The organism is Shewanella glacialimarina, from assembly GCF_020511155.1.
GTDB lineage: Bacteria > Pseudomonadota > Gammaproteobacteria > Enterobacterales > Shewanellaceae > Shewanella > Shewanella glacialimarina.
Genome location: NZ_CP041216.1, coordinates 1,534,206 through 1,559,849, shown reverse-complemented (window position 1 = coordinate 1,559,849; position 25,644 = coordinate 1,534,206). Strand labels below are relative to the sequence as shown.

General features: G+C 43.3%; 19 protein-coding genes, 2 tRNA genes and 3 rRNA genes. 7 read left to right on the top strand and 17 right to left on the bottom strand.

Annotated features, from left to right (window positions below; translation table 11 throughout):
* Nucleotides 1-66: 66 nt before the first annotated feature.
* From FJ709_RS06725 to htpX, 6 genes are all read right to left on the bottom strand, one after another.
* On the bottom strand, nt 67-759 hold the full coding sequence (locus tag FJ709_RS06725) for an ANTAR domain-containing protein (protein WP_226414700.1): 693 nt from the start codon (nt 757-759) through the stop codon (nt 67-69).
* A complete protein-coding gene (locus tag FJ709_RS06720) occupies nt 747-1,964 on the bottom strand; it encodes a glycosyl transferase (protein ID WP_226414698.1) in 1,218 nt (405 codons plus the stop codon). The genes FJ709_RS06725 and FJ709_RS06720 overlap by 13 nt, the downstream gene beginning before the upstream one ends.
* Nucleotides 1,957-2,835 (bottom strand): uroporphyrinogen-III C-methyltransferase, encoded by an 879-nt coding sequence (cobA, locus tag FJ709_RS06715; protein WP_226414696.1) that lies wholly within the window; start codon nt 2,833-2,835, stop codon nt 1,957-1,959. Before cobA ends, FJ709_RS06720 begins: the two co-directional genes overlap by 8 nt.
* Nucleotides 2,835-5,672 carry a nitrate reductase gene (locus FJ709_RS06710; RefSeq protein ID WP_226414694.1) on the bottom strand — a complete coding sequence of 946 codons (2,838 nt, stop codon included), beginning with the start codon at nt 5,670-5,672 and terminating at the stop codon, nt 2,835-2,837. The genes cobA and FJ709_RS06710 overlap by 1 nt, the downstream gene beginning before the upstream one ends.
* Nucleotides 5,673-5,990: 318 nt before the next feature.
* Nucleotides 5,991-6,326, bottom strand: a complete 336-nt coding sequence (locus FJ709_RS06705) for a cytochrome c3 family protein (protein ID WP_226414692.1) — start codon at nt 6,324-6,326, stop codon at nt 5,991-5,993.
* A 264-nt stretch (nt 6,327-6,590) separates the two neighbouring features.
* Nucleotides 6,591-7,454 (bottom strand): protease HtpX, encoded by an 864-nt coding sequence (gene htpX, locus FJ709_RS06700; protein ID WP_226415884.1) that lies wholly within the window; start codon nt 7,452-7,454, stop codon nt 6,591-6,593.
* A 269-nt stretch (nt 7,455-7,723) separates the two neighbouring features.
* Between htpX and pepE the strand changes: the two genes are divergently transcribed.
* A complete protein-coding gene (pepE, locus tag FJ709_RS06695) occupies nt 7,724-8,434 on the top strand; it encodes a dipeptidase PepE (protein ID WP_226414689.1) in 711 nt (236 codons plus the stop codon).
* A gap of 92 nt (nt 8,435-8,526) precedes the next feature.
* Here pepE and FJ709_RS06690 read toward each other — a convergent pair whose 3' ends face one another.
* Nucleotides 8,527-10,056, bottom strand: coding sequence for an MATE family efflux transporter (locus tag FJ709_RS06690; RefSeq protein ID WP_226414686.1), 1,530 nt, complete (start codon nt 10,054-10,056; stop codon nt 8,527-8,529).
* Nucleotides 10,057-10,143: 87 nt separating this feature from the next.
* Nucleotides 10,144-10,992 (bottom strand): ion transporter, encoded by an 849-nt coding sequence (locus FJ709_RS06685; RefSeq protein ID WP_226414684.1) that lies wholly within the window; start codon nt 10,990-10,992, stop codon nt 10,144-10,146.
* A gap of 156 nt (nt 10,993-11,148) precedes the next feature.
* Between FJ709_RS06685 and FJ709_RS06680 the strand changes: the two genes are divergently transcribed.
* Both FJ709_RS06680 and FJ709_RS06675 read left to right on the top strand, forming a co-directional pair.
* Nucleotides 11,149-11,652: a L,D-transpeptidase family protein gene (locus FJ709_RS06680; RefSeq protein WP_226414681.1), complete on the top strand. Its 504-nt coding sequence runs from the start codon at nt 11,149-11,151 to the stop codon at nt 11,650-11,652.
* Between the two features lie 40 nt (nt 11,653-11,692).
* Entirely contained in the window at nt 11,693-12,253 is a 561-nt protein-coding gene (locus FJ709_RS06675; protein WP_226414678.1) for a VOC family protein, read from the top strand.
* 27 nt (nt 12,254-12,280) lie between these two features.
* On the opposite strand, the gene FJ709_RS06670 is transcribed toward FJ709_RS06675, so the two are convergent.
* From FJ709_RS06670 to FJ709_RS06660, 3 genes are all read right to left on the bottom strand, one after another.
* Nucleotides 12,281-12,682 (bottom strand): GFA family protein, encoded by a 402-nt coding sequence (locus tag FJ709_RS06670; protein ID WP_226414675.1) that lies wholly within the window; start codon nt 12,680-12,682, stop codon nt 12,281-12,283.
* Nucleotides 12,683-12,788: 106 nt separating this feature from the next.
* Nucleotides 12,789-13,595 carry a M23 family metallopeptidase gene (locus FJ709_RS06665; RefSeq protein WP_404830047.1) on the bottom strand — a complete coding sequence of 269 codons (807 nt, stop codon included), beginning with the start codon at nt 13,593-13,595 and terminating at the stop codon, nt 12,789-12,791.
* Nucleotides 13,596-13,756: 161 nt separating this feature from the next.
* Complete coding sequence (locus FJ709_RS06660; RefSeq protein WP_226414672.1) at nt 13,757-14,629, bottom strand: 6-carboxytetrahydropterin synthase; 873 nt, start codon at nt 14,627-14,629, stop codon at nt 13,757-13,759.
* Nucleotides 14,630-15,329: 700 nt separating this feature from the next.
* Between FJ709_RS06660 and FJ709_RS06655 the strand changes: the two genes are divergently transcribed.
* The 3 genes from FJ709_RS06655 to FJ709_RS06645 all read left to right on the top strand — a co-directional run bounded on the left by FJ709_RS06655 (nt 15,330) and on the right by FJ709_RS06645 (nt 17,627).
* Nucleotides 15,330-15,914, top strand: a complete 585-nt coding sequence (locus tag FJ709_RS06655; protein ID WP_226414669.1) for a TetR/AcrR family transcriptional regulator — start codon at nt 15,330-15,332, stop codon at nt 15,912-15,914.
* 128 nt (nt 15,915-16,042) lie between these two features.
* Complete coding sequence (locus FJ709_RS06650) at nt 16,043-16,729, top strand: type 1 glutamine amidotransferase domain-containing protein (RefSeq protein WP_226414667.1); 687 nt, start codon at nt 16,043-16,045, stop codon at nt 16,727-16,729.
* 277 nt (nt 16,730-17,006) lie between these two features.
* On the top strand, nt 17,007-17,627 hold the full coding sequence (locus tag FJ709_RS06645; RefSeq protein WP_226414664.1) for a glutathione S-transferase family protein: 621 nt from the start codon (nt 17,007-17,009) through the stop codon (nt 17,625-17,627).
* A gap of 767 nt (nt 17,628-18,394) precedes the next feature.
* Here FJ709_RS06645 and rrf read toward each other — a convergent pair.
* From rrf to gmhB, 6 genes are all read right to left on the bottom strand, one after another.
* Nucleotides 18,395-18,510, bottom strand: a 5S ribosomal RNA gene (gene rrf / locus FJ709_RS06640).
* 145 nt (nt 18,511-18,655) lie between these two features.
* A 23S ribosomal RNA gene (locus tag FJ709_RS06635) occupies nt 18,656-21,558 on the bottom strand.
* Nucleotides 21,559-21,919: 361 nt separating this feature from the next.
* Nucleotides 21,920-21,995, bottom strand: a tRNA-Ala gene (locus FJ709_RS06630).
* 131 nt (nt 21,996-22,126) lie between these two features.
* A tRNA-Ile gene (locus FJ709_RS06625) sits at nt 22,127-22,203 on the bottom strand.
* Between the two features lie 89 nt (nt 22,204-22,292).
* A 16S ribosomal RNA gene (locus tag FJ709_RS06620) occupies nt 22,293-23,837 on the bottom strand.
* Together the 16S, 23S and 5S rRNA genes with 2 tRNA genes alongside form the textbook arrangement of a ribosomal RNA operon.
* A gap of 417 nt (nt 23,838-24,254) precedes the next feature.
* A complete protein-coding gene (gene gmhB / locus FJ709_RS06615; protein WP_226414661.1) occupies nt 24,255-24,809 on the bottom strand; it encodes a D-glycero-beta-D-manno-heptose 1,7-bisphosphate 7-phosphatase in 555 nt (184 codons plus the stop codon).
* Between the two features lie 160 nt (nt 24,810-24,969).
* Here gmhB and FJ709_RS06610 point away from each other — a divergent pair, with 160 nt between their 5' ends.
* Nucleotides 24,970-25,641, top strand: coding sequence for a GntR family transcriptional regulator (locus tag FJ709_RS06610; protein ID WP_226414659.1), 672 nt, complete (start codon nt 24,970-24,972; stop codon nt 25,639-25,641).
* Nucleotides 25,642-25,644 lie beyond the last annotated feature (3 nt).

Below are 25,644 nucleotides of genomic sequence, written 5' to 3'. Positions count from 1 at the left end.
TACTACATGCCAAAAACAACGTTATTTACAATATCGATTTTAACTATTAAAACAATAACTTATCTACTACACATTGCTAACGTTTGTTATTGTCACCTTCATATTAAGCGCACCCGCACCATAATGAGGCGCACTGTTTTCTGGCATAACCGATATTCCTGCATTTTTTGCAGCCTGATCGGATGTCATCACCGCAATAATTTGTGCTGACATTTGAGCCACGCTGACGCCCTTTTGCATTGCTTGTTGCTGAATAATCTTGTGTGCTTTTGCTTCATCAAACCCTTGTTGCATCACAATAAGTTTGGCTTGGCTCAGTAGCTTTAGCCCTTTCACTTCATCATCGAGTTTTTTAAATTCTGCAATACTCTTATTAGCGGCATCAAAACGTATTCTAGCCAGATTGACTAAGCTGACTAGGCGACTGGCAACCAACACATCGGGGACAAAAGTAAGACGACCACAGGTTAATAGAGCCGCTAACTGTTGCTGTTGCCATTGATTAGCATTAACGATAATCGCTGTTGATTGAGTCAGCAGATTTCGCTGAATAAACCCCTCTGTGTGCAGGCCGAGTTTATCGGTTAGCACTAACATCACATCAACAGGGTAAGAGTGAGACATGGCCTCAACCTCACTGATAGAGTTCATAACCCTGACTTTACCCATTAATAATAAAATGGCTTGATAGTCAGCTAAACGCTTTGCAGCATCGTCTAATTGTGAAAATGTTGAATCACATAAAATTATACTGTGCATAATTTATCCTTCGCGCATGTTGATGACGTATTCAATGATTCAAACAAGGTAAGGGAATTCGGCTCAGGGAAGGTATTGGAATCCAATCGACCTGCCCACCATTGCTGAGCTAAGGCCAATTTTTCAGGTATAACAATACTGTTAGACTGTAAAACGTCCAGTAAACTCAGCACAAAACATAATGTCGCTTCAACACTGCTTAATGCCTGCTTAATCATGGAGCAAGGCATAGTGGCGGTGAGTTCAGTTAACTCAACGGACAGAGTATTATTTGCTTGATTGTGCCATTCTGTGCGCCAAAGCTGCGCAAGTATTTCAATAGCCAGTTCTGCCTGGCCCACTTTTGCACCAGAAAAGCCCTCCAACAATGTTGGTAGCTCAAATGCACTAAACTGGACATTCTCACCAGAGTATTTCACGACTTGAACATCAGTTGTGACACGGGGATTTATTTCCGTCTCGCCTTGTAAGCCTTTAAAAATACCGACAACACCTTGTTGGTAGACATCTTCAGTAAATAATTTCTCTGCCACTTTTTGATGCAATTCATCAAGCCCAGGATGAAAAAAACTGCGTAGGCTCAATGGCGCATTACTAGGGTTCATGCAGCGAGATGCGGTTTGAATAATGCTTCTTAAGCCAAGTTCTTGATGCAACAAACGGCAATCATCTAACACAGGGGCTAAATCACCTGCAGGGACATATACTATGCCGCTATCATCCAATGCTTGTTGTGCTTTTTCTGCCGTTTGACACAGCGCAATATCTAATGCTTGAATACAAGACTCAACATGACGACGATGGGGCAAGGCCTGACTATCACCGTGTAACATAATCCGCATACCTTTGCGGGCTAACAACTTTGCCACCAGCAGTAGCCAAGGTAACTGCTCACGTTTTCCGGCATAAACTGGCCAATCAATATCAACGTTTAATTCCCCCCAAGCAGGATTAATAGTGTGTTTAAGCCCAGCAACAACACCTGCTACCTCTGCCACGGTTTCGCCTCGCACCCGCATTAGCATCATTGCACTGGCCATTTGGGCTTTAGTCACTTTGCCTTTGGCAAAACCTTGAATTAACAAACTAGCTTCGGCAAACGTTAAACTGCGTGAGCCTTTTTCGCCCTTGCCAAGCGCTTTGATCAATAATCGAAAGTCAAAGTCTTCAACAGAGGTGAGTTCAAGCTGTCCAATTTTAGGCATATAACACCTCAAATGATTCGCTTTGGGGGAATGAATGCTGGGTGTTATCGCCAATGTCTGCAAGTAACTGCGACAACTGCAACCCGACACTGACCACTTCACCGATAATAATTAGCGTTGGCCCTGAATCTTTAATGCTTAATGCATCGTGTCCCATATTACCCACGGTTGAATAAGTGACTAATTGATTGGGGCGACCGCCATTAGTGACAAAAGCAACAGGCAGATTTGCCGCGCACATGGCGTTTATTAACCCATGTGAAATACTAGCTGCCTGCTCTTTTCCCATATAAAACACTAGGGTAGATTGCGCCACAAGTAACGCCTGCCATTGTGTTGGCGCATTGGCATTATCAGCATCAGTCATTTTAGTGCCAGTAATTAAAGTGACACTGCGGGCGACACCTCGAAATGTCAGTGGAATACCTGTGCTGGCAGCACTGCCCAAAGCAGCGGTAACCCCGGCAAAAAACTGCGAGCGCACTCCATGATTAGCGAGATAAAGTGCTTCCTCAGCGCCGCGGCCAAATATATGTGGGTCGCCACCTTTTAAACGGACTACTTTTAACCCTTGCTGAGCTAATTTAAGCAATAACGCATTAATATCATCCTGCTGAGTACTCGGCTGGCCGCAACGTTTACCGACAAAATGACGTTGGCACTGGGCATTCACTAAGGTCAAAATATCGCTACTGACCAAACTGTCGAACACTAATGCCTCTGCTTGTGCCACAATGCGTGCGGCTTTAATGGTCATCAAGTCTAATTGACCACATCCTGCGCCAACAATAGCCACGTCTCCACCTTTGAGAGTTTGTTCTGCACTAAGTGTCTGATGGGTATTTTTAATCATGGCTTCGACATTATTCATTAGGCAACATCCTCTTTTGCTGGATTGGTTTGTTGATGCTCGGTATCTGACTCATCACTAGAATCAGTATAGGTAAGCGCCTCAGCCCAATGCGCTGCGGCGCACTGTTTAACTTCACTATGGCAACTGCCACATTGTCGGCCACAGCCTAATGTGGATTGCGTCGCATCTAAAGCCTGTTCAAAGCTGATATTTTTTACACCTTGTTTAAACACTTGTTGGCTAAATTGTTGATTGATTTGATCACCAATACTGGCAGCGCTTACCCCAGTACAGGCACAAATTAATGGACTATTACCTGCTTTAATCTGTTGATGAAGTTGGCCTAATAGCTGGCTATTTAAGGTTTTACCAATAAATGCGCCTATAGGTTCTAATGCCACATTAACGGGGCTGCGCGATAATATTTTCAACGCAATCAATTGCCCCTTATGCACATTGCATTGAATGTGCAACAACTGATGCCCAGATTGACTAACTCGCGTTAAGGTCCACTTTAATGAATAGGGTGTGGCTTGATATGCAAAACCATCTTGTTGGTTTTCAAACCCAATATGATGACAAATACCATTGGTTAACGTTTGAGCCACTTGCCAGCAAAGACCGATAGCCGCTTTATCATGATCTCCAAATACCACCCCTTGCAGAGCTAATATAACCGGCGATAAAGTGACAGCTTGGCATTTAAATCCTGGCTGAAGTGAAATGGGATCAACTCGGCTATCAATGACTTGATTAATCCCTTGGGTCAGTGAAAACTGCTTTGACCAGTGCATAGACATAGACGCAACATCGACTGGCATGTCTTTATCTGCGACCACACGAGCCATTGTAAAATATTGGGAGGTTGATTTTGTTTTTTGTTCAGCTTGAATACGGGCTAACCCACCTTCCACTAGATTAAATAAACCCAGTTGTTTGGGATGTAAATGGATCACAGGTTCTGGCACGCTGGCGCGTAGGCTAGCAATATGGCCTGTACGGGTCATGGTGTGCCACTGATCTCGACTGCGGCCACTATTGAGCAACAAAGCGGGTAAGTTTGGGCGACTATTTGCAACACCAGTTACTGATTGACCTTTGGCTAAGTGAGCTGATACGTTCGCAGGCGTCATAAACTGTGCTTTACCGCTGACAGTTGCAAACTGGCCATTGGAAAAAACACGTTGATGTTGTTGGCCTATTTGCTCAATGGTTGCAACTGGCCACTGTGTTGGCACTAAATCATCATATTGAGTTTTCGTTAATCCAGCGAGTCCGCCAAGATTAAAGTGTTTATCTGGAAAAGCTTGTTTCACTTTGGCACTGAGTAATGCAAATTCGCTAAATACACTGGCATTATGTTCGAAATCAAAGCCGTTAAAGCCCATTTTAATCGCCACTTGGCTCACCGCCCACCAATCAGGTTTTGCCTGACCTTTGGCGGTAATAAAACCACGCTGGCGTGTAATAGTGCGTTCACTATTGGTTACTGTGCCACACTTTTCGGACCATCCTTGCGCGGGTAACAATATATCCGCTAGCTTAGCGGTGTCAGAATCAGGACTCACTTCAGACACCACCACAAACGGACAATCGGCTAGTGCTTTGGCAATTTTGGCGCTATTAGGTAGCGATACCACAGGATTAGTGCCCATAATCCATATGGCTTTTATCTTACCATCGGCTAACGCATCAAACATATCAACAGCCGCTAAGCCTTTTTGTTTAGCCACTGTTCCGCATTGCCAAAAGTCTGCCAGTAACGCCCGCTCATTATCAGCAAATCCCATATGACAGGCTAATTGAGTAGCCAAACCGCCTACTTCTCGGCCACCCATTGCATTAGGCTGTCCGGTCAGCGAAAAGAATCCTGCTCCAACCTGGCCTATTTGACCTAGCGCAAGATGACAATTAATAATCGCATTAGTGATATCAGTGCCATTCACTGACTGATTAACACCTTGGCAGGTGGCCGTAACCACTTGCTCATGCTGACTAAAAAGTTGGTAAAACTGTACTAAGTCCGAATACGTCACCCCAACAGAGTCGGCAAGTGTTTGCAGATTTGCACTGAACTGTTGTGCGTGGGTAATGGCTTCAACAACACCTTCTGTGTGAGCATTAATATAGCTTTGATTCAGTGTGCTGTTATCTGCAATAAAGCCCAGCAAGCCAACAAATAACTCTAAATCTGCCCCTGGGTTTATCGCTAAATGTAAATCAGCTTGCTTAGCCGTTGCGGTTGATAACGGGTCGATAACTACCAATTTATAGCCATTGACTTTTTTGGCCGCTAAAATACGTTGGAATAAAACAGGATGGGTCCAGGCAGTATTCGCGCCAATTAATACAATAACTTGTGCATGCTCAAAATCTTGATAACACCCAGGCACCACATCTTCACCAAATGCTCGCTGCATTGCACTCACAGCTGACGACATACACAGGCGTGAGTTAGTATCGATATTTGCGGTTTTCAAGAAGCCTTTAGCAAACTTGTTGGCAACATAGTAGTCTTCGGTAAGCAACTGACCAGATAAATACAAGGCCACTGAATCAGGGCCAAATTGATCAATGGTTTGCTGAAAGGTATCTGCAATTAATTGCGTTGCAACATCCCACTCAAGTGGTTTACCTGAGCGCAATTTAGGGTAGCGCAGCGTATTGGGCTGAGTTAGGCTTGCTAATAAACGCTCACCTTTAGCACACAAGTGGCCAAAGTTAGCGGGATGAGCTCTGTCGCCTTGTAACGTCAACGCTAAGCCGGTTTCACCAAGTGTTTTTGTTGGATGTTGTCTTATGGTTAATCCACAGCCGACACCACAATATGCACAACTTGATTGAATATCCGTCATTCCAACACCTATCTTCTCGCTACAATAATTACATTTCACATCGCAACTAGCGTGCCAGATTTATATTGAATTGAAATTAAAGGTGTTTTATTAATTTAGTGAGAAAACCAATGCGAATTTGCGCAACAAAAGTGCAACAATACGCACCAAGTTTGCGCATCTAATTGAAAACAAAGCGATTTAAATACCTCTTTAGAGGTATTCCGGTTTTTTTGCTTGTTATTTGAAGTGGATAACACTGAGGATGATTTGATTTGATGGCTGTTAAAAGTGTTGATGTAAATGAGCCATCAACACTTTATTGGACGTCGCTACACTCTATTTAGCGACACGGCCATCATCGTGGCACGCTTCACAAGCTGGTTGTTCGCCGACATTAACCTCATGTACAGCATGGCAATCTGCACACATTAGCATACCATCATGCGGTTTATGGTTATCATCCATTTCAGCTAATGAACCATGGCAACTTTGACATTGTTCAAATTCATATCCACCGTCAGCAGAAGGCTCTTCATCAGCATGACAGCTTTCACATCCATTCATGCCGGCATGAAAATCAGCTAAGTTTTCCTCTGCGGCAGACGCGCCAATTGAAAAAGTGAGCACTGCAAAACAAACAGCGAATAGAGAACATAAGAAAATATTTTTCATATCAACCTCTTTTTATCCACGTTAGCCACAATGGTATTGAATAAAGATGATTATTCATGATTGAGACTTTATGTAGATGATTTTTTGGCTTAAATCCAATTTAGTCGAACTACTGTACTTAAGCAACTATCATGCTATAACAAGACTTTAGCATTGAGGCTGAACTTGAAACGTGCGTTATATCAATACATCCATAATACAAGCTATAAAACAAAAACTGGAGCACAAGGCTCCAGTTTAGTGGTGTTTATTTTACCGGCAATATTAGCTGTTCTTTAAAGCCGCAATGCGTTTTTCTAGTGGCGGATGGCTCATCATAAACTCAGCCATAGAACGCTTACCGCTAATACCTAACGCTGACATTTGAGCTGGCATTGCACCCGCTTCTGGACCCATTTTTAAACGTTCAAGCGCAGCTATCATCTTATTCTTACCCGCTAAACGTGCAGCACCTTCATCCGCTCTAAACTCACGTATACGAGAGAAGTAAGCGACTATGATTGAAGCTAAGATACCAAACAACATATCTAATACAAACACCACAGCCATATAGGCAAACATACCTAAGCCTTCACCCTCTTCGCTATTGCTAGAGACAACATTATTAATAATGCCAGCAACAACACGCGCCGCGAAAATAACAAAGGTATTTACTACACCTTGGATTAAGGTCAGGGTTACCATATCACCGTTAGCAACGTGACTAACTTCATGAGCAAGTACGCCTTCAATTTCATCCTGTGTCATGCCATAAAGTAAACCAGAGCTTACCGCGACTAATGAATTATTTTTACTTGGACCTGTGGCAAAAGCATTCATTTCAGGTGATTGGTAAATTGCCACTTCAGGCATTTTTATACCTGCTTGCTCAGCTTGACGAGCAACGGTTTCAACTAACCAGCGCTCAGTATTATCACGTGGATTGGTGATCACTTCACAACCCATGGTTTTCTTTGCCATCCATTTTGAAATGGCTAAACTGATAAAGGCGCCACCAAAACCAAAAATGGCAGCAAACACTAATAATCCACTCATCGTAGAAGTGTTAACTCCTAGAATAGACATTACAATTGAGGCCACTAGCAAAATTGCCATGTTGGTCGCAATTAACAAAAAGATACGCTTCATTTTAGCTCCTGTGTTGGCAAGATTGCCGATATCAATACATTCTACAGACATAATATGTCCGGTAAAATGATTTTCAAGGTATTGAAGATTAAATATGATTTAATCAACCAAGATACATTATTACGCGCAGATTTTAGGTACAGATACTTAATTGAAACTTAAATATCGCTACACAAAAACCGGAAAGTTATCTCTATTATCTTGCTGCGATTAACTTTGTTAATATGGCTACAATCGACTGTGGTTATTGAAGAAAAAAAGGATATTTTATGTCAGTTAATGCTTTATTATTGAGCGCTTCTAGAGTGGGTGACACCCCGTATTTACAGCATGCTGTTGAGCTTATAAAACCATTGTGTGTAGCAGGACAAAAATGGCTGTTTATTCCTTACGCTGGTATTGGTATGAGCTACAGTGAATATTTGGAAAAAGTCCGCCAAGGCTTAGCTGATTTACCCATCAATATTAGTAGCATTGATGAATACGGCGATCCAAAACAAGCCATAAATGATGCCGATGGTATTTTTATTGGTGGCGGTAATACTTTCCAATTACTCAATGAATTATATCGTTATGATTTAGTTCACCTGATTAAACAGCAGGTCAGTGAAGGTAAGCCTTATGTGGGCTGGAGCGCTGGCTCTAACATTGCTGGCTTGTCAATTCGTACCACCAACGATATGCCAATTATTGAGCCGCCTTCATTTACCGCTATCGGCCTAGTGCCATTTCAAATAAATCCACATTACAGTAATTATCAAGCACCGGGCCATAATGGTGAAACTCGTGCCCAGCGTTTGTATGAGTTTACTCAAGTGGATCCGCTCACCCCCATTATTGCTATTCAAGAAGGTACTGCACTTAAGCTCGCTGATAGTAAGCTGACATTAGTGGGTAACAAGCCAGGCTATTTATTCCAGGGTGAACAGCAAGAAGTGCCTATTGAGCCTGGCACGGATTTATCACAGTACTTATCCTAATATAATTTACTTACAGTGACTTATTACGACTGAAAGCACTGATAATCATTTAATTCAATACCCAACATGTGGATTAACCGCAGGGTATTGAATTACTTTACATCAAGCTTATGAGCACTTGTTGAGGCTGAAGTAGGTTTAGGTTTACCACCTGCTTCACCTAACTGCTTACACAAGGGTTCGTCATCTAACTGAGCCATTTGGGCAGATGCTGATGACAATGGTGAAGAAACAGTCGTAGTGTTTAAAGGTAAATCGTCTGACTTAGTAAAGACCTGCGCAGACAATTCAGCAGCATCTGTATGTGATAATTTATCGACTAATCGGTAGGCCACTATCACACCCGCAAGACCAAAAATAATTGAACCGATAATCTGGCCAATTAATACGCCGTAAACCTCGCCCCACTGCGCACCAAAGTAAACAAATGGAATTGTACCTATGGTGGCTTTGCCCACATTGAAAAAGGTTGAATATTTAGCTTTGCCCAAATTATTGAAAGAGGCATTGGCGACAAACAATATTCCCGAAAAAATGAAAAATACCGCAATATACTGACAAAAGAACAATATCAGCTCTGCAGCATCGCCTTTCATATCAAAACCACTCACAATGTGATGACGAAGTAAGAATAAAATGAGCGATACGCTGACAACATAAATCACACAGAACTGAATCGCTTTATTCAAACTTTGCTTAACTCGATCAAATTCATTAGCACCAAAATTTTGTCCTACAATCGGTCCTACTGCGCCAGATAACGCAAAAATCATCCCAAAACTAACCGGGATCAACCGGCCTAAAATAGCCCAACCAGCGACATAACTGTCACCAAAATCAGCAATAGCGCGGGTGACTACCGCATTGCCTATCGGTGTGGCTATATTGGTTAGCATTGCAGGTCCTGCAATCGCAAAAATAATCGGTAAATCCTGTTTGAACTCATCAAAGTTAAACTTGCCTACCAGCTGATGTTTAATCAAAACCCCATGCCCTGCTATAAATAACACTGCAAAGCGCGAAAATACTGATGCAATAGCGGCGCCTTCAATCCCCATAGCGAATACAAAAATAAAAATCGGATCAAGTACCGCATTAACACCGCCACCCGCTAATGTCGACATCATCGATAACTTGGCATCGCCTACCGCTCGAAGTGCGCCGCCCAGTGCCATTGCAAGACAAATTACCGGTAACGATGGCACTAATATATATAAATAACTTTGTGCAAGTTCAGCGGTGTAACCTTTGGCACCAACAAGGGCAAGTAACTCGGGAATAAAGCTCATCACGATCAATGCCACCAGAACACTGATAATGAATGTCACCACGGCACAGTTTAAAAATAAGCGTTTTGCTTGATCGCTGTTTTTGGCTCCGATGGATCTTGAAACCAAAGCACCCAGTGCAATAGATAATCCAATCCCTATCGAAGTGGTAAAAAATGAAATAGTCCCAGCATAGCCCACAGCAGCAGCAAGCTCTTGCTCACCCAGTAAACTTAAAAAGAAGATGTCTAATAAATCGACGACAAATAATGCCGAGATCCCCACTGCGGCAGTAGAACTCATCACTAATATATGGCGTAAAATCGGCCCTTCGACAAACTTGGCTGTGGTCATGCTTATCCTTTTAAATGATCGCGATTAACTTATACGACTTTATTGGGTTTATGGGGCATTATTTAGCTTATAAAAAAGGACCACAGACTATGGCTGAGTTAAAGAAGCCAACGACTCTAATTCGCTGCCGCAATGGTTACAAAATTGGGCGTCATTATCATGGCCTGCCTTGCCACAATTACTGCATTTACGCAGATCACGTACCTTGACCATTTCTTGAGAAATCTCAGCGGTTAAAATACCGGTTGGAATGGCTATGATTGAATAACCTATCAACATCGTTAATGCTGCTATAGCTTGACCCAGTGGCGTTTGTGGGGTGATATCACCGTACCCCACAGTGGTGATAGTCACAATGGTCCAATACATAGATTTAGGAATTGAGCTGAAACCATTATTAGGGCCTTCGACCACATACATAACGACGCTTAATACCAATATTATTAAGCTCACTGAAAAGAAAAATATAAACACTTTTCGACTTGACTGCAGCATAGCTTTTAATAATAAATTACCGTCTGCAAGAAAGCGTAATAACTTCAGTACTCTGAATACCCTAAATAATCTCAATACCCTAATAGCAAGAGCAAAATTTGCCCCAGGGAAGATCAATGCGAGGTAACTTGGCAGAATGGACAATAGATCCACTATGCCAAAAAAACTGCGAGCGTAAAGTAAGCGGTTTTGCGAGCAATAAAGCCTGAGTGCATATTCAAGGGTAAATATAATGGTAAATATCCATTCACCGATCAGAAAAAAATCACCATAATCCGCATGAAAACTACCAATTGTGTCTAAGCTTATCAGCAATATACTGGCGACAATCGATATCAAAAGCACAATATCAAATGCTTTACCCTCAGGGGTATCTGTACCAAAAATGATGGTCCGTAAACGCTGTTTTAGCGGCGAGTCGTCTAAGTTTGCTTCGTTCATACTCGTTTAGCTCAAATCCTGAAAAAGATATCTAACATAACCATACCATTTACAAACGGATAACGTTAAAATCATTTCAATTAACTGATTAGCCGAGTAAAAGTGGCTAATTTACCCGCATTGTAAAAATAATAATATTCATTATACGGAGATATCATGCACTTGCGTTATTGGTTTTTCGCCCTCAGTATTGCTTGCCCTTTATTTGCCAGTGCTTCTTCAGCTCAGCCACATGCTAAAATCGATTTAGTGGTGGTCAATAAGTCCGAATCTCGTATGTCAGTGATGCGCGACGGTAAAGTATTAAAAACCTATGTTATTGCGATGGGAGATGCTCCGCAGGGACATAAATTAAAAGAAGGCGATCAACGTACCCCGCAAGGACGTTACGTACTTGATTATAAAAAACCTGACAGCGCGTTTTACAAATCTATTCACATTTCATATCCCAATGATGAAGACAAACTGCGTGCGCAGGCGTTAGGCATCAGCCCTGGCGGTATGATTATGATCCATGGTCAAAACCCTCGTTCATCCATGTCACCGGAAGAAGCGCAAAGATACAATTGGACTAACGGTTGCATTGCCGTCACCAATAAAGAAATGGATGAATTGTGGCGCATGATTGATGAAGGCACGCCTATTGAGATTTGGCCATAATCAACAGGCCATTTAAGCAGCCTAAAAATTTGGACTTTTTATGAATTACAGCGTTTTGCAACACACTTGGCCAGACTTTAGCTTACAAATCCAAGCTTTTATCACACAGCTTGGATTAACCTCGCTGTCGTTAACTTGTGATCACGCTGCTTTACGCGTCAATAATAGCCAAACAGCCCAAGCACTTGCTGATGAATTTGCTCAGCTAGGTCAAGTCATTTCAAATAATATAATTAATGGTCGGCCAATTTTAATCATTAAATTATCTGAACCTATGATGATGGGGACGACATCAATTGAATGCGTTGAACTCCCCTTTCCATCAGATAAAATTTATCCAATGGAAGGTTGGGAGCATGTAGAATTAGTGTTTCCTTCAAATGCGCAAACCTGTGATGATTTAGTATCCCAGTTAATAGCTCATGTACCGCAACTTGCAGCTGTCATTGCTGGTAAAACAGACGTGAAGGTTAAACTTAGCTCACCTAAAGGTGATAACGAGCGTTTAGCCAATCCGACCATCGCGTTCAAGGCGAATGGCATTTGTGTCAAAGTGCATCCGCACGATATTCAAACCATTATCGAAAGTGAGCAAGCGTAATAAAGATTTACGGTCATTGATAAATAATTATGTATTGTTATCCGCAGGATGATTGATACCATCAAGAGTCACAATATTCTCAAGTTCAAAGGGATTAACCCCCTCTAAACATCCCACGTTATAACCATACTCAGATGGGTTTGAACGTCGTTGATGGTGAGTATAAATGCCACAATTTGAGCAGAAGAAGTGTTTGGCTGTATTGGTATTAAATTGATAGAGTTTAAGTGCCTCTTGGCCGCTGACTATCTCAATACCATCAAGCTGAACTGAAGCCACTATCGTCCCTCGCCTTCGGCACATAGAACAATCACAACGCCTTGGCTTTTCTATTCCATTGGGTAATGTCAGTACTAATTCGACAGACCCACAATGACATGTGGCTTTGTGTTTTAGCAGAATCTCAGTGTTACCAATTTTATTGATCATATATTGAATCCTTTCAAATATTATTGTTTAACATTGAATAAAAAAGGAGAACATCTATGTTCTCCTTTATATCAATCTAATTCTTGAAGTCTACGCAATCAAACCGCTATTTTTTAGCGGTTTTTTCCGCCGCTAACACACTCGACATAGATGGCACGATAGACACAGGATCTAAACGCATTTGAAACCAGTTCAAACGCCAGTCTAAATGTGGCCCAGTTACACGGCCTGTTGCGCCTATTTCAGCCAGCTTTTGGCCTTGAGTCACTTTATCACCAACCTTTGGATATAACTTACTTAAATGTAAAAATGTCGAACTAACACCATAACCGTGGTCAATAATTAATGTCCCACCCGAGTAAAACATGTCTGGTACCGCTAAGGTAATCACACCGTCAGCTGGAGACACGACGACCGTACCCGTTGGTCTAGCGACATCGACACCAAAGTGCGGGTTACCTGGTACATCGTTATACACACGCTGACTGCCATATACGCCAGAAATCCGCCCCGTAACTGGCCAAATAAAATCCTGCATAAAAGCGTATTGTTCAATAAATGTCTCACGCGCGGCATAGGTTTGCTTACTGTCTTCAGCGGCTCGTTTTTGTGCAACAGGATCAGGCTTCATAATTGTGGTACTGATCCCAGTCACACGATCAATTTTATATTCGCGACTGGTAACCTTAATAGGCTTAAGCTCAGTTAACCCAGTTGGGTAGGTTACCTCCAACATTTGCTCGGTTTTAGCATCGCGGTCAAATCCAATAGCAAATTGCCCTTTAGGGGTGACTTTTACGGCGCCACCATTAAGTTTAATGCTGCTGCCCACTGGCACAGTACCGCGCACTAATGCGCCCTGTTCAAATTGACCTTGGAAGGTAATTTCAGCGCTAGCTGGAGATATAAGCACACTCGATAATAAAGCACTGTAAGCTACCACTGACAATTTCAAATAACTCAATTCCTTGTTCCCCTAAAACTCACAATAACTAATAGCAATTCAATAAACGACAATGACTTTTTCGTTTCTATCTATTTTGTTCAGACTATTACTCAGACTATTGTTCAGCCCTATCCTCTTACCGCAATAGCCCCTTTGCCAATGCCTTCATAGGCAATCACTTTAAAATGGCTTTCAGGCACTTTTGCCGCCAAAGTGACTGCCATATAATCAGCCAGTAACTCTACTGTAGTGTCATGGGGAATAATATCGCAGCAATTTTTAGGCATGGCTAGCTGGAAATCTCCCTGCGGAGCAACATAGTGAAAACCATAATGGGTATCATCACTGACATTAGCTTGTTTAGATAATTGCAGATCCGCGACAGGAACTATATCCTCTTCTGTGCCTAAATAAGCATCATGCCAACGCTCGGCCCAATACTCGTCCCATTTGGGCGCTGCTATGCCATTTTCAAATACGGTTACTGGGCTGCGATGACCATGAGCAATGCGCTGACAATTACCATCATGTTTACGCAAGCCATGGCTGTAATGATAATAAGGCGTCGTCAGTACTTCATTACGTAATGTAATGCTAATATCTTGGACATTGTCAGGTAAGGCTTCGCGAAGGGCTTTTTGTAAAAAGTCGTTCACACTTTCAAAGTCGATGACTTCTGTAGGTATTAACGCGAATGCTTGTGATGGGCAAGCTAAATGAATATTGCCTTTTTGACTAGCAAAATCCATCCACACTCTGTCACCCTGCTGTTGCCATCTTACTTGGCTACATGCCGTTGGGATCAGCAAACGATGGTCGGCAACATCATCAATAGTATTCTTAATGGTTTTTTTGACTTTAGAAAAATCAAGCACCATATTTTGCTCGTCTAGCCCGCCGTCAAGCAGCACATCAACAATCCAGCTTTCGCCGATCATACCGCGTATAGGACAAAGATAAGAGAAGTCGATTACGGTTAAATCTTTTACAAACAGTTGCATTAAAGCTCCTAGGCAGAAAAACAGTCCACCTCAGTGTGATTCAGTTCCAATTAGCAAATGGCCAAAGGATGATGAGGACAAACATTCTAAACAAAAGTCACTCTATGAGCGAGTAAACATCTTAAATATGATAAAAAACGCTGAAAAGAGCGATTAATCTGACTCGATTTTATAACCCACCTCATATATAGAGTGGGGTAAGTTGTGTCACGCAACATCGAAGTTATATTTGCAAGAGAAATGACCAGCTTATTTTTTGCATTAGCCCAATTGCCATCCTCAAACTAGCCAAGATAAAGACCATCTAGACATTTAAGTCACTCGCTTTGACAATTTTATAGCGCAAATGCAAGTCATATAATCCCAGTTGAGAGGGATCCAAGTCGTTAATCTGAGCAAAGCCGACAACTAAACACCTTTTGACAGTGCTTTGACATTAGCAGTTAACCCATCAAAAACTGAGTTGTAATATTATTCGGAATGCCTTTTAAGCATAGATCGTGCGATGATATTAATAAATTAATCCTAGAAGATTTTTTACAGGCAAAAATTAATATTAAGAAAATACTATAAATTCAGATGCTCATCAGCCCAATATTAGTTGATAACAAAAAAGGATAGCCAGATTTGAAATAAGAACGAATTGAAAGTCATAAGACACCCACTAGACGACTGGTCTATTTGAGTGTATCCTCACTGGATGAAAACAAGCACCCAAGATACACGCCAACATATTTTAGATATCGGCTATCAATTGATCGCAGCACGCGGCTTTGTCAGTGTTGGATTGTCTGAACTCCTTAAACATGCCGAAGTCCCTAAAGGCTCATTTTACCATTATTTCAAATCTAAAGAGCAATTTGGTGAAGCGCTTATCGAAGATTACTTTGATGATTATCAGCAACGTCTACACATCCTGTTTGGAAACCAAGCTCAATCTGGATTAAAACGCTTAATGGCATATTGGCAAGGTTGGATGACGTCACAGGCAGATAGCTGTTCATCGCAAAAGTGCTTAGTGGTTAAACTGAGTGCCGAAGTAGCTGATTTATCTGAGCCGATGCGTGTCGCATTATTAAAAGGCACCCAAGTGGTACAAGGGGCGATTAGTGGTTGTATCACCTCGGGTATTGAAGATAAATCGATTAAAAAACTCAGTGCGGATGAGACAGCTGAACTGCTTTATAATTTGTGGATCGGCGCAAGCTTAATGGCAAAACTAAGTAAAGATGACAAAGGGTTAAAGCAGGCAATGGACATAACTATATCACTTTTAAAGCCATAGTCAGCGATGATTAATTGATTCAAAAAGATTTATGTAAACCGACATGCTATACGATTTAAGGTACATCCTCACCGTTTTAGAGCGGATATTTACAACCAAAAAATAGACGACTAGTCTATTAATTAGGAATGCAGATGAAAATTTTAATGGTATTAACCTCACACGATAAACTAGGTGACACAGGTAACAAAACAGGCTTTTGGCTAGAGGAATTTACCTCACCGTATTATCATTTTGCTGATAATGACGCAGTGATAGTGTTAGCTTCCCCTTTAGGTGGTCAGCCACCTTTAGATCCAAGTAGTGATGGTGCAGACTTCCAAACAGCAACAACTGCACGCTTCAAAAGCGATACTGATGCTCAAAAACAGCTCGCAAATACAGTACGCCTTGACAGTATAAATTTAGCTGACTTTGATGCTGTCTTTTACCCTGGCGGCCATGGTCCACTTTGGGACTTAACTGAAGACAAACACTCGATTGCCTTAATTGAACAGACTTACCAGCAAGGTAAACCATTGGGTCTCGTGTGTCATGCATCAGGCGCATTACGCCATGCAAAAAATGCCGATGGCAGCTTTTTAGTTAACGGTAAAAAAGTTACAGGTTTTACTAACAGCGAAGAAGATGCTGTGCAACTAACGGCTATCGTCCCCTACTTAGTTGAAGATATATTGAGAGAAAATGGTGGTATTTACACTAAAGGTGCAGATTGGGCTAGCCATATTGAAGTTGATGGCAACTTAGTTACTGGCCAAAACCCGGCTTCATCAGAAGCGGTTGCTCAAGCCATGCTAATCTTACTTAAAGCATAAATATTTAAGCCACCTTTGGGTTTAATTGATCATAAATAGCGGCATAATGGCCAAACTATTTAAGGCGTAAAGACCCAATCAATAACCCTAGCCAAACTGAAACATGGCTAGGGTTATTATTATGGCTAATAAAATATACTAACCACGGCAATCTATCTAATTAACCCTAGGTTCAAACCAAGTTAATCTTGATTCAGCTTAGTTAAATCTGGTTAATAGATTTATTAACTTCTATCTTGCCCGCTTTTAAAGGCAAACTGACAGTAAAGGGATTATTATGATCACACTACACCATCTCAATCAGTCTCGTTCGAAACGTATTTTATGGTTGTTAGAAGAACTAGGGCAAGCCTACCAAGTTAAAGCTTATCAAAGAGACAAAGTCACCTTTCTAGCACCACCTGAATTAACTGCAATTCACCCATTAGGTAAATCACCAGTCATTGAGCACAATGGCCTAGTCATTGCTGAATCAGGCGCCATAACCGAGTATTTAATTAATCAATATGCAAGTCACTTAGCACCTGAATCAAATAGCACTGATTACGTTAGTTATATACAGTGGCTGCATTTCGCTGAAAGCTCTGCAATGTTACCTCTGTTACTTCGATTGTTTGTTGAAAAAGATGGCTGCCAAACCAATTTCATAGCGGGTTACGCCGATATAGAAGTCGCAAAAGTAATCGGTTACTTAAATGCATCTTTAGAAGGTAAGCGCTATTTAGTAGCCGATAAACTTACTGGCGCCGATATCATGATGTCATTTGTTATAGAAGTGGTAGCTGCAAGAGGTGAACTGGCTAAATACCCAAACCTCGATCGCTACTATAAACAACTTAACACGCACAGCGGATTCACTCGTGCCAGTGAAATTGAAGCTCAGCAGAATACCCTTTAGCGCCTTAAGCTACATATTGACTTATAACTTCATTAAGCCACATTAGTTCAAAAAACATTTCAACCAGATAAAAAAGTAAGGCTACCCGATTAAGGTAGCCTTACTTTTTAGCGCCTGGAAATGATCTACTCTCACATGGGCATATCGGCCACACTATGTTTAATGTAAATTGTATGACTTATGCTTAAGAATAATTGTTCGACACAAAACAGCAAGGCCACTCAATTTGAGTGGCCTTGCTGTTTTATTTGGCGCCTGGAAATGACCTGCTCTCACATGGGCATATCGGCCACACTAATACTATGCTCAAATGACATGCTCAAATCTCAAACGTAAAAAAGCCCGTTACGTTAGTAACGGGCTTATCACTACTCTTGCGAGTAAATTTGGCGCCTGGAAATGACCTGCTCTCACATGGGCATATCGGCCACACGACTTTCATGCTTAAATCTTAGACGTAAAAAAGCCCGTTACGTTAGCAACGGGCTTATTACTACTCTTTCGAGTAAATTAGGCGCCTGGAAATGACCTACTCTCACATGGGCATATCGGCCACACGACTTTCATGCTTAAATCTTAGACGTAAAAAGCCCGTTGCATTAGCAACGGGCTTATCACTACTCTTGCGAGTAAATTAGGCGCCTGGAAGTGACCTACTCTCACATGGGCATATCGGCCACACTATGTTTGACTCATGCTCAAGAATAATTTTTCGACACAAAACAAAAAGGCCACTCAATTAGAGTGGCCTTGCTGTTTTATTTGGCGCCTGGAAATGACCTACTCTCACATGGGGAGACCCCACACTACCATCGGCGATACTGTGTTTCACTTCTGAGTTCGGAATGGGATCAGGTGGTGCCACAGCTCTATGGTTTCCAGACAAATTTTGTTTATCTAACGCCATTTAACTAGCATTAAATAATAATTCGGAAAGCTGATTACTTTATCTGAGTTTGAGTCTCGTCACACTATTTAAGCGTCCCATTCTAATACTAAGTCGTATCAGTAAAACCCATCTGGGTTGTATGGTTAAGCCTCACGGGTCATTAGTACAAGTTAGCTCAACGCCTCACAACGCTTACACACCTTGCCTATCAACGTAGTAGTCTCCTACGGCCCTTTAGAGAGCTTAAAGCTCTAGGGATGACTCATCTTGGGGCTCGCTTCCCGCTTAGATGCTTTCAGCGGTTATCGATTCCGAACGTAGCTACCGGGCAATGCCATTGGCATGACAACCCGAACACCAGCGGTTCGTCCACTCCGGTCCTCTCGTACTAGGAGCAGCTCCCCTCAATCATCCAACGCCCACGGCAGATAGGGACCGAACTGTCTCACGACGTTCTGAACCCAGCTCGCGTACCACTTTAAATGGCGAACAGCCATACCCTTGGGACCGACTTCAGCCCCAGGATGTGATGAGCCGACATCGAGGTGCCAAACACCGCCGTCGATATGAACTCTTGGGCGGTATCAGCCTGTTATCCCCGGAGTACCTTTTATCCGTTGAGCGATGGCCCTTCCATTCAGAACCACCGGATCACTATGACCTACTTTCGTACCTGCTCGACGTGTATGTCTCGCAGTTAAGCTGGCTTATGCCATTGCACTAACCGTACGATGTCCGACCGTACTTAGCCAACCTTCGTGCTCCTCCGTTACTCTTTGGGAGGAGACCGCCCCAGTCAAACTACCCACCAGGCACTGTCCTCAACCCCGATAAGGGGCCAGAGTTAGAACATCAAAACTACAAGGGTGGTATTTCAAGATTGACTCCACTCCATCTAGCGACGAAGCTTCAAAGTCTCCCACCTATCCTACACATGTAGGTTCAATGTTCAGTGCCAAGCTATAGTAAAGGTTCACGGGGTCTTTCCGTCTAGCCGCGGGTATACGGCATCTTCACCGCAATTTCAACTTCACTGAGTCTCGGCTGGAGACAGCGTGGCCATCATTACGCCATTCGTGCAGGTCGGAACTTACCCGACAAGGAATTTCGCTACCTTAGGACCGTTATAGTTACGGCCGCCGTTTACCGGGGCTTCGATCATGAGCTTCTCTTGCGATAACCCAATCAATTAACCTTCCGGCACCGGGCAGGCGTCACACCGTATACGTCATCTTGCGATTTTGCACAGTGCTGTGTTTTTGATAAACAGTTGCAGCCACCTGGTATCTGCGACTGCCGTCAGCTTAGGGAGCAAGTCCCATCACCAACAGCAGCGTACCTTCTCCCGAAGTTACGGTACCATTTTGCCTAGTTCCTTCAGCCGAGTTCTCTCAAGCGCCTTGGTATTCTCTACCCGACCACCTGTGTCGGTTTGGGGTACGATCCCTACTAACCTGAAGCTTAGAAGATTTTCCTGGAAGCATGGCATCAACTACTTCATCACCTTAGTGACTCGTCATCAGCTCTCAACGTGTACATTTAAGTACGTGTTCCCGGATTTGCCTAAGAACACCGCCTACTACCTTAAACGCGGACTACCAACGCCGCGCTAGCCTAGCCTTCTCCGTCTCTCCATCGCAGTTAGCAGAGGTACAGAAATATTAATCTGTTTTCCATCGATTACGCCTTTCGGCCTCACCTTAGGGGTCGACTCACCCTGCCCCGATTAACGTTGGACAGGAACCCTTGGTCTTTCGGCGAGGGAGTTTTTCACTCCCTTTATCGTTACTCATGTCAGCATTCGCACTTCTGATACGTCCAGTGTGGGTTACCCCTTCACCTTCAACCGCTTACAGAACGCTCCTCTACCGCTTGCAGTAAACTGCAAACCCGTAGCTTCGGTGGTATGTTTAGCCCCGTTAAATCTTCCGCGCAGGCCGACTCGACTAGTGAGCTATTACGCTTTCTTTAAATGATGGCTGCTTCTAAGCCAACATCCTAGCTGTCTAAGCCTTCCCACATCGTTTCCCACTTAACATACACTTTGGGACCTTAGCTGACGGTCTGGGTTGTTTCCCTTTTGACAACGGACGTTAGCACCCGCTGTCTGTCTCCCGAGTAGTACTCATTGGTATTCGGAGTTTGCAAAGGGTTGGTAAGTCGGGATGACCCCCTAGCCTTAACAGTGCTCTACCCCCAATGGTATTCGCTCGAGGCGCTACCTAAATAGCTTTCGAGGAGAACCAGATATCTCCGAGTTTGATTGGCCTTTCACCCCCAGCCACAAGTCATCCGCTCATTTTTCAACATAAGTCGGTTCGGTCCTCCAGTTGATGTTACTCAACCTTCAACCTGCCCATGGCTAGATCACTCGGTTTCGGGTCTACGCCTTGCAACTAAACGCGCAGTTAACACTCGGTTTCCCTACGGCTCCGCTATTCGCTTAACCTCGCTACAAAACGTAAGTCGCTGACCCATTATACAAAAGGTACGCAGTCACGGTCTCAAGAACCGCTCCCACTGCTTGTACGTATACGGTTTCAGGTTCTATTTCACTCCCCTCACAGGGGTTCTTTTCGCCTTTCCCTCACGGTACTGGTTCACTATCGGTCAGTCAGGAGTATTTAGCCTTGGAGGATGGTCCCCCCATATTCAAACAGGATGTCACGTGTCCCGCCTTACTCGTTTTCATCTATGGTTAGTTTTCATGTACGGGGCTATCACCCTGTGCCGCTGAGCTTTCCAACTCATTCCACTAACACCCCATAGACTTAAGGGCTAATCCCCGTTCGCTCGCCGCTACTAGGGGAATCTCGGTTGATTTCTTTTCCTCTGGGTACTTAGATGTTTCAGTTCCCCAGGTTCGCCTCATACAGCTATGTATTCACTGTATGATGACCACTTATGTGGCCGGGTTTCCCCATTCGGATATCGTTAGCTCAAATGCTTATTACTAGCTCGCCAACGCTTTTCGCAAGTTATTACGTCCTTCATCGCCTCTGACTGCCAAGGCATCCACCGTATACGCTTAGTCACTTAACCATACAACCCAAATGAGTTTCACTGCCCTTGTAAACAAGAGAATGAACTAATCAGACTGTATCGCAACTAGCTGGTTTTTACTTGTCTCACTCCCGACCAGGAAGTGTGACTCGCCTTAGTTTTTAGAATATTCAAGACACTTAAACAGTGTTTTGAGAACTCAAGATACTGATGCTTTCGCATCAATATTATTTTCGCACTAACCTAATCACACAAACGACAACGAATCATCATCCATGCGCCTTTAGTTAGTACTATCAGCTTTCCAAATTGTTAAAGAGCGGGCTTAAAAAAGCCAAAGATAAAATTTCGTTTATCTTTGGCATCTCGGACCAATATGTATGTTTCTCATTAAAGAGAATGGTGGAGCTATGCGGGATCGAACCGCAGACCTCCTGCGTGCAAGGCAGGCGCTCTCCCAGCTGAGCTATAACCCCTTTACATACAGTGAGAATTTACGTTCACCTTCAACGAAGGCATTATACCAAATCGTTTCTATTCAAGGCGGTAAGTGGCGACGTTTAGCTCACTAAACGAGTCACTTTCCAACGCAGGAAAGGAAAGATTTTGGTGGGTCAGAGTGGACTTGAACCACCGACCTCACCCTTATCAGGGGTGCGCTCTAACCAGCTGAGCTACAGACCCAACGTAATTTCTCTTTCTTTCTATCAAGTAATCTGTGTGAACACTCACATGCATCTCTGCACTTTTAGGTATTGAGTTAGTCGTATAGGTAAGGAGGTGATCCAGCCCCAGGTTCCCCTAGGGCTACCTTGTTACGACTTCACCCCAGTCATGAACCACAAAGTGGTGAGCGTTCTCCCGAAGGTTAAACTACCCACTTCTTTTGCAGCCCACTCCCATGGTGTGACGGGCGGTGTGTACAAGGCCCGGGAACGTATTCACCGTGACATTCTGATTCACGATTACTAGCGATTCCGACTTCATGGAGTCGAGTTGCAGACTCCAATCCGGACTACGACGTACTTTGTGAGATTAGCTCCACCTCGCGGCTTTGCAACCCTCTGTATACGCCATTGTAGCACGTGTGTAGCCCTACTCGTAAGGGCCATGATGACTTGACGTCGTCCCCACCTTCCTCCGGTTTATCACCGGCAGTCTCCCTAAAGTTCCCGACATAACTCGCTGGCAAATAAGGATAGGGGTTGCGCTCGTTGCGGGACTTAACCCAACATTTCACAACACGAGCTGACGACAGCCATGCAGCACCTGTCTCAGAGTTCCCGAAGGCACTAAGCTATCTCTAGCGAATTCTCTGGATGTCAAGAGTAGGTAAGGTTCTTCGCGTTGCATCGAATTAAACCACATGCTCCACCGCTTGTGCGGGCCCCCGTCAATTCATTTGAGTTTTAACCTTGCGGCCGTACTCCCCAGGCGGTCTACTTAATGCGTTAGCTTGGGAGCCCAGTGACTAAGTCACCAAACTCCGAGTAGACATCGTTTACGGCGTGGACTACCAGGGTATCTAATCCTGTTTGCTCCCCACGCTTTCGTGCATGAGCGTCAGTCTTTGTCCAGGAGGCCGCCTTCGCCACCGGTATTCCTTCAGATATCTACGCATTTCACCGCTACACCTGAAATTCTACCTCCCTCTACAAGACTCTAGTTCCCCAGTTCCAAATGCAATTCCTAGGTTGAGCCCAGGGCTTTCACATCTGGCTTAAAAAACCGCCTGCGCACGCTTTACGCCCAGTAATTCCGATTAACGCTCGGACCCTCCGTATTACCGCGGCTGCTGGCACGGAGTTAGCCGGTCCTTCTTCTGTAGGTAACGTCACAGCAATAGTTTATTAAACTACTGCCTTTCCTCCCTACTGAAAGTGCTTTACAACCCGAAGGCCTTCTTCACACACGCGGCATGGCTGCATCAGGCTTTCGCCCATTGTGCAATATTCCCCACTGCTGCCTCCCGTAGGAGTCTGGGCCGTGTCTCAGTCCCAGTGTGGCTGATCATCCTCTCAGAACAGCTAGGGATCGTCGCCTTGGTGAGCCATTACCTCACCAACTAGCTAATCCCACCTAGGTTCATCCAATCGCGAAAGGCCCGAAGGTCCCCTCCTTTCCCCCGTAGGGCGTATGCGGTATTAGCAGTCGTTTCCAACTGTTATCCCCCTCGACTGGGCAGATCCCTAGGCATTACTCACCCGTCCGCCGCTCGCCGGCAAAGATAGCAAGCTATCTTCCCGCTGCCGCTCGACTTGCATGTGTTAGGCCTGCCGCCAGCGTTCAATCTGAGCCATGATCAAACTCTTCAATTAAAGTTTTTTTGTTCGACTACGTCGAACGGCTCAATGAATTCTACTGTCATAATTCGCTTCGCTCATAAGAGCTAACGAGTTATTTACTACATTGCTGTAGTTTCATATTACTATGAACATTCTCATCATCGAGTTAAATTTTTTGATTGCCAACATTCCGGAGAACAGAAGACAATTTCGAATAACTCAATACCTGTGAATGTCCACACAGATTACTTGATAAATTGTTAAAGAGCGGACCTGGTAACTTGCGTTAGACGCCGTGTTCCGTGTCAGTGGTGCGCATTATAGGGATAGTAGATTTTACCGCAACCCCTTTTTGCAAAAACTTTCAAAAAAACTAACCAACCGAACACTTTTTAAACTAAGCGTATACTTAACCATCAAAAAAGGCCTAAAAGGCCTTTTTAGGCTGGACTAATTAAGTGTTTCTACAAAAGCGGGCACATCTGCAATGCTATCAACTACAATAGATGCTATATCAATTCCGGCTTCGTCTACCTTTTTACCACTTCTGACTAAAATACTGTGACCTATACCCGCAGCTTTAGCAGCACGGATATCATCAGCCTTGTCACCGACCATAATTGAATTGGCTAAATCAAGTTTTAAAAATTTAGCCGCCTCTAACATCATACCTGGTTTTGGTTTACGGCAATCGCAATCTTGCTTGTATTCACCTAAGCCTTTTTCTGGATGATGTGGGCAATAATAAATACCATCTAGTTCGATACCTTTATCAGCAAAGTTCCAATCCATCCATTCAGTTAAGAAATGAAAGTCATCTTCACTGTACATACCCCGGGCAATACCAGACTGATTAGTCACAACAACAAGTTTATAGCCCATTTTCTTCAAGGCGAGGCAGGCATCAAATACACCTTCAATATATTCAAAGTCATCCGTTTGATATACATAGCCATGATCTTTGTTGATCACACCATCTCGGTCAAGAAAAACTGCTTTATTCACTTATTAATCCTCATTAATTTTCTGCACTAATTATCACACCGTCTTGGCATTTGAGCCAGCCCAATAAAGGATAATTATAGCGAATGACCATGTTTCACTTTATTAAGGCGTCATGAAGCGGTAACCTTGCTCGGTTATTTCGCGAAAAACAAAAGAGCTAATGAGTAATATACCCCCTATCATTCACAAGACGCGTACTCAACTTGTAGTTGAAGTACTCAGAGAACAGATCCTTTCTGGTGGTATAAAAGGTGGCGAACCCTTACGTCAAACTGCTATTGCTGAACAATTGAACGTCAGTCGCATTCCTGTACGAGAAGCTTTAGTACAATTAGAAGCTGAAGGGTTAGTTAAGTTTGAGCCGCATAAAGGCGCCACGGCAACGGTTTTATCTGTTGAACAGGTCACTGAGTTATTTGAACTCAGAGCAATGATTGAGTCTGACTTGCTTGCCAAGGCAATTCCTAATTTACAAGACGCTGATTTTGAAGAAGCGGACAGAGTATTAAATGCACTAGAAAACGCATTTAAGCGCCAGGATTCTGTGGCCAGTTGGAGCGAGCTTAATACGCAATTTCATACTTGCCTATATAAAGCCGCCAACCGCAGCCATACACTCGAAGTTGTTCATGGCTTAAATACTAATTGTGATCGCTATATTCGTTTACAACTATTGTTAACAGGTGGGATCCCCACTGCGGAGCGAGAGCACCGTGAATTACTTGAGTTGTGCCAAAGAAAAGATATTGAAAAAGCGACACACTTACTGCGTGAACATATTCTTCACGCTGCTGAAGCTATTAGAAAGTTAGTTGTTAAGCATTTAGACTAGACT